Here is an 8,521-nt window from a genome sequence, read left to right on the forward strand (position 1 = left end):
ATGTATTTTCGCATTACAGCTCGCGCACTTTTAACCCGTATTATTAGTGGGCTTATTGCCAGTGCTATTGTAGGTTATTTAATTGGCCAAACATTTTTGGTTGTCAGCCTGGTAACCATAGGTTTGCTTGCTTGGCATTACAGCCATTTATTTAAATTAATTCAGTGGTTGTGGCAAGGGAAGTCAATATCTCCGCCACAAGCTAATGGCGTATGGGGCAGAATATATGATGGTCTTTACCGACGAATTCGTAAGCAACGTCAAAAGCAAAAACAATTAAATGAGCGTATTCGAAAATTTCGTGATGGTGCAGAAGCATTACCCGATGCTGCATTAGTACTGTCACATGAACTCAATATTTTATGGGGAAATAAAAAAGCTTCCCAGCTTTTGGGTGTTCGTTGGCCGGGTGATGTTGGTCAACGTATTGATAACTTGATTCGATTTCCTGAATTTTCAAAATATTTAGAAGATGGCGACTTCGAAAGTCCCTGTTTGATCATTTCACCGATAAACACTGAACTACAGCTTGAATTGCGAATGATGGCTTACGGTAGTGATCAAATTTTATTATTAGCGCGCGATATCAGTAAAATTCAACGACTTGAAGAAATGCGCCGTGACTTTGTCGCTAATGTGTCTCATGAGCTAAAAACACCATTAACCGTAGTACGAGGTTATGTCGAAATGGTGCAAGCAAGTGATAGTGCATTAGAGCCTCATTGGCAAAAAGCTTTTTCAACGATTGAAACACAAGTATCTCGCATGGATCGGTTGGTTGAACAACTATTGGTATTATCAAGAGTTGAAAATAATGTTGATTCTGATAATCATCATCAAGTTGACTTGTCACGCTTAATCTTAACAATAGTTGAAGATGCGCAATGGTTAAATCAAGAGAAAAAGCATGTTATTCACAGTGATATAGCACCAGATATAAGCCTTGAAGGTAATGAACACGAATTAAAAAGTGCCTGTTTAAATTTACTTTCTAATGCGATTGCCTATACTCCTGAAAATGGCGTTATTGATGTAACACTGCGAATTGATGGTAATAAAATACGTTTTAGTGTTAAAGACAATGGCCCAGGCATTAAACCAGAGCATGTTAATCGGTTAACTGAACGATTTTTCCGCGTTGATAAATCTCGCTCACGAAATACGGGTGGCTCAGGGTTAGGATTAGCAATAGTTAAGCATGTATTGAATCATCACCATGGTGAACTTTCTATTGAGAGTGATTGGCAACAAGGTAGTGAATTTATTATTTTTTTTAAAACCTTATAACATCGTTAATTTTATTTTAGTGGCTAGTGAATTTTCGCTGCTTTTATCAAATATCCCTCAAGCACATAAAAAACACCCACACTAACCTTATTCAATGTTTTGTTTATTTTCTGTAAATCTGCATGTCTGAAAGTTTCTAACACTTTTACAATAATGCTTGTTGCGATGACAAATTATTAAGGCTTGTCATACAAGTGTCATAAACTTTACTTATTATTGTCATATTCACTTTCTATAGTGTTCTCAAATTAATTATATTTCTCTCGGAGAGTAACATGAGTTTAAAGCGTACATTAAGCGTTATTGGTTTATCTACCCTTATCAATTTTTCTGCATTTGCAGTTGATAGTGATTTACCAATCTATAAAAAAGTAAGTGGTGTTTCAGGCAATGTTTCGTCTGTTGGCTCAGATACATTAGCCAATATGATGACCTTTTGGGCGGAAGAGTTTAAACGTACTTATCCTAATGTTAACGTACAAATTCAAGCTGCTGGGTCTTCAACAGCTCCACCAGCATTAACAGAGGCAACATCTAACCTTGGTCCTATGAGCCGTAAGATGAAGTCGCGTGAAATTGAAGCATTTGAGAAACGTTACGGCTACAAACCTACAGCAGTTCGTGTGGCTATTGATGCCTTAGCGGTTTTTGTTCACAAAGATAACCCAATTAAAGGCCTACGTATTGATCAAGTCGATGCCATTTTTTCAAACAATCGTAAATGTGGCGCTCACAAAGATGTCGACCGTTGGGGTGACTTAGGTCTCACCGGCGAATGGACAGGTAAAGATGTTCAATTGTACGGTCGTAACTCAGTGTCAGGCACTTACGGCTACTTCAAAAAGAAAGCCTTATGTAAAGGTGACTTTAAAAATAGTGTTAATGAACAACCGGGTTCAGCATCTGTTGTTCAATCGGTTTCTGCTTCATTGAACGGTATTGGTTACTCAGGTATTGGATATAAAACATCAGGTGTTCGAGCGTTACCATTGTCGAAAAAAGGTGAGAACTTTATTGAAGCTAACATGGAAAATGCTATTTCAAAAACATACCCACTTTCACGCTTTTTATATGTGTATGTAAATAAACACCCTAATAAGCCTTTAGCTCCTATGGAAGCTGAGTTTTTGAAAATGGTGTTGTCAAAATCAGGACAGAGCATTGTAGAAAAAGACGGCTATATTCCTTTACCGGCTTCAGTGGTAGAAAAAGAGTTTAAAAAGTTAGGTTTATAGCGATGTAACGCATAAGCAATAACGAGATTAAAAAAGTCCGCAACCTGCAAAGGTTGCGGACTTTTATGTTCAGACCTTTCTAAAATATCCTGATATTCTAGGAACTAGTGCCTTCATACAGGTTAATGTGTTTCAGTTTTTTTGTTCCAGACAAAACTAAGTACCTGCTGTTATGAAAGTAATAAAAACCACTATTAAAAGTAAGTTCAGTCGGTTATTTTTAGCGAGAAATATCTACCATTAAGTCATCGGCGAGGTTTTCAAGCGCATCTATCATGGTATCTATGGTGTTTTTGTCTACAGATATAGTCACTTTTGCTTTGAATAATTCATGCCCAGCATGTGGTGCTATTTCTTGGGTACTGACTAATTTTAGTAAGTTACCACCATGATGGTGAATCGTTGACGAAATTTCTTGTACTATGCCTGCTCTATCATTTGCTGTTAATTCTAAAACGAGTATGGTTTCAGGTGCAGAAACTTCTTGCTGTACATGTTCAATTTGCATTTTAAAGCCAGGCAAAATTGCAAGTTTATCTGCTAATTCTGTTGCGTTTTCAGCAGGAACAGCAATTTCTACCACACCAGCAAAAACACCTGAAATTTGATGTAAGCTTGATTTTTCCCAGTTAGCTTTATGTTCAGAAATTAAGTCAGATAAAACTTTAACTATACCGGGACGATCTGCGGTCATAAAAGAAATAATAAGATGGTTCATGGTAAATCCTTTGAAATTTTTTAAGTGTAAAAATAATTAACTTCGGGTCAGTCTTGAAAGTTCTTTGTGTAATTGTTCATCGTCTGCGAGATTAAGTTCAATTAATCGACGTAACGAACTTACGCTGTCTATATCAATACCATTACATTGCACTCGAATATTATTACTCTCTTGATGGACAACAACAACATTCATCATAATTTTGCTATCAGCTTGATTTAATCTAAATGAGAGTAATCCCAATTTTTTTGAGAAAACTATTCCTTGAGTGTCAGCACAAAGTAATGCGCCGTTTAAAGATATATCTTGAATATTGACACGCAACGACTGCTGGTCGATGGCTAGCTCAGCCTGCATAGAGAAAAGTATTCGCGTAAATTGACGTCTATTTTTCATGAGAGGTATTTATGACAAAGTGATTTATTTAGCATAGCTCGCTTTTAGCAAAAAGGCACCTTAATTAATAGATTAAGGTGCCTTTATCTTGTTGTTAACTAATTAGTTAACCAATTTTTTTATATTTTATACGGTGTGGTTGGGTCGCTTCGGCGCCATAGGTTTTTTTCATCCATTCTTCATATTCAGTATAGTTACCTTCATAGAAGTTGATTTGACCTTCATCACGGTAGTCAAGAATATGCGTAGCAATACGATCAAGGAACCAGCGATCATGTGAAATAACCATTGCACAACCTGGAAACTCTAATAACGCTTCTTCAAGCGCACGTAAGGTTTCAACATCCAAGTCATTGGTTGGCTCATCGAGTAATAATACATTACCGCCTGTTTGCACTAATTTGGCTAAATGCACGCGATTTCGCTCACCACCAGATAAGTCACCAATAATTTTTTGCTGATCATTACCTTTAAAGTTAAATCGGCTGACATAAGCACGGCTTGGAATTTCAAAGGTACCAATATTTAAAATTTCATGGCCTTGTGATATCTCTTGGTAAACTGTTTTGCTGTTATCCATGTCATCACGGAACTGATCTACGCTGGCAAGTTTTACTGTATCACCAAGTTCTACATTACCTGAGTCTGGTTGTTCAGCACCTGACATTATTTTGAATAAAGTTGATTTACCAGCACCGTTTGGCCCGATAATACCGACGATAGCACCTTTAGGAACGCTAAAGCTTAAATCATCAATCAACACTCTGTCGCCAAAAGATTTAGTTAAGTTATTAACATCTAATACTTTATCGCCTAAGCGAGGACCCGGCGGAATGTATAACTCGTTTGTTTCATTACGTTTTTGATGATCTTGGCTGTTAAGCTCTTCAAAACGTGCCATACGGGCTTTGCTTTTTGATTGACGAGCTTTAGGGTTTGAGCGCACCCATTCAAGTTCTTGCTTAATGGTTTTTTGTAGCGCACTTTCACTTTTACTTTCTTGCTCAAGACGCGCATTTTTTTGCTCTAACCATGAAGAGTAATTACCTTCATAAGGAATACCATGGCCTCTATCAAGTTCTAATATCCAGCCTGCAACATTATCTAGGAAATATCTATCATGGGTAATTGCCACAACAGTGCCAGGGTAATCATGTAAAAATCGTTCTAACCACGCCACAGATTCTGCATCTAAATGGTTGGTTGGCTCATCAAGCAATAACATGTCAGGCTTTTGTAGTAACAAGCGACAAAGGGCAACACGACGACGTTCACCACCACTAAGCACACCAATTTTTTGTTCCCATTCAGGTAAACGTAAAGCATCGGCGGCACGCTCTAAAACATTGTCAATATTATGTCCGTCTTGGCTATTTATAATATCTTCTAATTGACCTTGCTCTTTTGCTAATGCGTCAAAGTCAGCATCAGGTTCTGCATATTCTGCATAAACTTGATCTAAACGAGCCATGGCATTTTTCACTTCAGAAACTGCTTCTTCTACAATTTCACGGACAGTTTTTGCTTCATCTAATATTGGCTCTTGTGGCAAGTAGCCAATGTTAGTGCCTGCAAGTGCTTTTGCTTCACCTTCAAATTCAGTGTCTAGGCCAGCCATAATGCGAAGTAAAGTTGATTTACCCGAGCCATTTAGACCAAGTACACCAATTTTTGCACCAGGAAAGAAGGAAAGTGATATGTCTTTTAATATTGTACGTTTAGGAGGAACCACTTTGGAAACGCGGTTCATCGACATAATGAATTTATCTGGTAATGGTTGTGCCATGGAAAGCCTTTTTAAAACAGGATAAGAATGGTAGCTATTCTAGGTTAATAGCTACCTTGTTGGCAATGAGGTTTTATTGACTCACGCATATAGAGTGATAATTGTGCTGTGCTTTAGAGTGGTATGTTAATCCATTAAATAAACATGATTACGACCATGAGACTTGGCTTTATATAATGCCCTATCAGATCGAGAATAAAGGTCTTGAAAGCAAGTGTCGGCTGCCTTTATTACCGAAACTCCAAGGCTGATTTTTATCGGTAACTCTATATCGTTGATGATAATCGCGTTGTCATCTAATAGTTCACGAAGCCTTTCTGCAGCTTGTAAGCTTTCGGTTTTGGTGATGTTAGGAAGTAAAATTGAAAACTCTTCACCACCAATTCGGGCAAATATATCCTCTGACCTTATCGTTTTAGTGATTATTTGCGCAATTTTCACCAGCACCTGATCACCGACTGGGTGACCGTGGTGATCATTTACTGCTTTAAAATGATCAACATCTAGTGAAATAACAACCAGCTCTTGTTGATGTCTTTTAGCTCGATTAAATTCTCGCTTGGCATTTTCAAAGAAATAACGTCGGTTATAAATACCGGTTAATTCGTCAGTATTAGCGAGTTGTTCAAACTTTTCTTTTAATTGATATAGTTCAGTAACATCAGTAGAAAAGGCGATCATGGTTTGTAGATCTCCTTTCAACTGGAAAGGTACTTTTGTACTAAGGTAATGATGAACTTTATTGTCTGAATCTTCTAATGTTTCACTCATCACTACTTTTTGATTCTGCTCGAAAACAGTTTTGTCATTCGTCCAAAAGTGTTCGGCATATTTAGGCGGAACAACTTCAAAATCGAGTTTGCCAATAATTTCTTCTGCGGGTAGGCCGATAAGCTCAGCGACACGACTATTGACATACCGGTAGCGCCTATTGGCATCTTTCATATAAATGTAGGCATCAACATTGTTTAATACAACGTCGAGTAAATGCTTTTGATTTTGGTTATCTGCTTCGAGTGTTTTTTGTATTGTAATGTCTGTCGAAATTCCTGAAAGACCTACAACATTACCCGCTGCGTTATGGAGAGGGGTCTTGATGGTTTGATAGGTATTAATTTTACCAGTAGATTTAATGACATTCTCTTCCTCGATGGACAAGGTGACATTTTCATTAATAACTTTATTATCACTTTCTAATAAGCCGTCAAGTATATCTAAATCAAAAAAATGAGAGTCGTCTTTACCGATAATATCTTTTGCAGGCGTTTGAAATAAAGCCTCTACGTTAGCATTAACGTAGGTATAATTTCTGTCTAAATCTTTGCTATAAACATATGAGCCGATATTATCGAGCACATTAGACATTATTGAAATTTGCTGCAATAACGTCTCTGTATTATTGTTTTTATACGTCATACGTAATTCCACCACTGTTATTTTTTAACCCTTTCGATTTTCCCTTCGACACTTAATTTACAGGCTATTAACAATTAGTGACTTGTCATGAAAAAAACACTTCCCCTGAAGTTTTCAGACAGTTAATTAATATCGACTTAATGGTACTAAATTGCAAATTAAATTTATTAAATAAAGCCAAGTAAAATTAGCAGCTGATATTTCAATTGATATAAATCGTATTTAAATGCACAAATTCAGTTATGTAGGTTTTACTTAGCTATCACACAGTTATTAAGCAGGTATGAGACAAACCAAATAGCAACACCACTAACTTTCACCCATGCTATTAATTAAAATTTATAAACTGTAATTACGCAAGTATCATTTTTTAAGCTTAGAGTTGAATTTGAGAGGTGTAGGGTCGATACTGTCTATCTTGCTTAATAGAGAGTGTTGATCCCTTTGTCCGTTATTACATTTACCTTAGATAATAAATTTACTGCTACTTTTTCCCCTGATGGTGTTATACAAAATTACCCACGACAAGTTACGTCGGCTTATTCTTTTGTTGAACCTAAAAAAACGGCAATGCCGACTTTAATCGCCTACAGTGAAAGTGTTGCACAGCAAATTGGTTTAAATGAGCAACAAATACATTCAACTGATTTTTTACAGTTATTTTCTGGGAATGGTTTGTTAACAGATATGAAACCGTTTGCTATGTGTTATGGCGGTCATCAATTTGGTCATTGGGCGGGGCAGTTAGGTGATGGACGAGCAATTAATCTTACTGAAGTGTTGACGCCAAATAGTGGTCATAAAACTTTGCAGCTTAAAGGTGCAGGGCCTACACCTTATTCACGTACGGCAGATGGTTTTGCTGTTTTACGTTCGTCGGTTCGAGAGTTTCTTTGTTCGGAAGCTATGTTTCATTTAGGGGTTGCCACCACACGAGCGTTAAGTTTATCACTCACGGGTGACAACGTGGTTAGAGATATGTTTTATGACGGTCATGCTAAGGCAGAGCCTGGTGCCGTGGTTTGTCGTGTATCCTCATCGTTTATTCGATTTGGCAGTTTTCAATTACCTTCATCCAGAAAAGATCTAAGCTTGTTAACACAATTAGTTGATTATGTTATCGAACGAGATTTTCCACACTTAGGTGCACCAAGCGCCGAAACTTATCTGGCATGGTTTAATGAAGTATGTGACAGAACATGCAAACTGATGGTTGATTGGATGCGAGTTGGTTTTGTGCACGGCGTAATGAATACCGATAATATGTCGATTATTGGTGAAACCATTGATTATGGGCCTTACGGGTGGATTGATAATTTTGACTTAAATTGGACCCCCAATACTACCGATGCGAATGGCAAGCGCTATCGCTTTGGTGTACAAGCCGAAATAGCACAATGGAATTTGTTTCAATTAGCTAACGCTATATTCCCATTAATAAATGATGCTGAGCCTTTAGAAAATGCCTTAAATAAGTTTTCTGAAAATTACCAACAACAGTGGCAGCAAATGATGGCAGCCAAATTAGGTATTGAACTGTCTTCGGTGAAACCTAGTGAAGGGGCGAATAAGGAAGAATTAAGTTTATTTTTTGATCTTGAAAAAATATTAATGATGATCGAAACCGATATGACTATTTTTTACCGTCGTTTAGCTGATTTACCTGATGATAATTCTTTATGG

The 8,521-nt window shown here is 37.2% G+C and carries 7 protein-coding genes; 3 read left to right on the forward strand and 4 right to left on the reverse strand.

The annotated features are described in order from the left end of the window. Together phoR and H4J50_RS07725 are read left to right on the forward strand one after the other, a co-directional pair. A complete protein-coding gene (gene phoR / locus H4J50_RS07720) occupies nucleotides 1-1,287 on the forward strand; it encodes a phosphate regulon sensor histidine kinase PhoR (protein ID WP_182255494.1) in 1,287 nt (428 codons plus the stop codon). A 275-nt stretch (nucleotides 1,288-1,562) separates the two neighbouring features. Next, nucleotides 1,563-2,522 carry a PstS family phosphate ABC transporter substrate-binding protein gene (locus tag H4J50_RS07725; protein ID WP_108456986.1) on the forward strand — a complete coding sequence of 320 codons (960 nt, stop codon included), beginning with the start codon at nucleotides 1,563-1,565 and terminating at the stop codon, nucleotides 2,520-2,522. A gap of 220 nt (nucleotides 2,523-2,742) precedes the next feature. Here the strand turns inward: H4J50_RS07725 and H4J50_RS07730 are convergent, their stop codons facing one another. From H4J50_RS07730 to H4J50_RS07745, 4 genes are all read right to left on the reverse strand, one after another. After that, on the reverse strand, nucleotides 2,743-3,240 hold the full coding sequence (locus H4J50_RS07730) for a glycine cleavage system protein R (RefSeq protein WP_182255495.1): 498 nt from the start codon (nucleotides 3,238-3,240) through the stop codon (nucleotides 2,743-2,745). Between the two features lie 36 nt (nucleotides 3,241-3,276). Beyond that, complete coding sequence (locus tag H4J50_RS07735; RefSeq protein WP_108456984.1) at nucleotides 3,277-3,636, reverse strand: PilZ domain-containing protein; 360 nt, start codon at nucleotides 3,634-3,636, stop codon at nucleotides 3,277-3,279. A gap of 106 nt (nucleotides 3,637-3,742) precedes the next feature. Beyond that, nucleotides 3,743-5,422 (reverse strand): energy-dependent translational throttle protein EttA, encoded by a 1,680-nt coding sequence (gene ettA / locus H4J50_RS07740; protein ID WP_108456983.1) that lies wholly within the window; start codon nucleotides 5,420-5,422, stop codon nucleotides 3,743-3,745. A gap of 126 nt (nucleotides 5,423-5,548) precedes the next feature. Next, a complete protein-coding gene (locus H4J50_RS07745; RefSeq protein ID WP_182255496.1) occupies nucleotides 5,549-6,838 on the reverse strand; it encodes a GGDEF domain-containing protein in 1,290 nt (429 codons plus the stop codon). A gap of 444 nt (nucleotides 6,839-7,282) precedes the next feature. On the opposite strand from H4J50_RS07745, the gene H4J50_RS07750 reads away from it, so the two are divergent. Continuing rightward, nucleotides 7,283-8,521 (forward strand): YdiU family protein (locus H4J50_RS07750; RefSeq protein WP_182255498.1); only part of this gene is annotated, 1,239 nt, incomplete at its 3' end.

The sequence above is a fragment of the Colwellia sp. 6M3 genome, assembly GCF_014077595.1.
Classification (GTDB): Bacteria; Pseudomonadota; Gammaproteobacteria; order Enterobacterales; family Alteromonadaceae; genus Cognaticolwellia.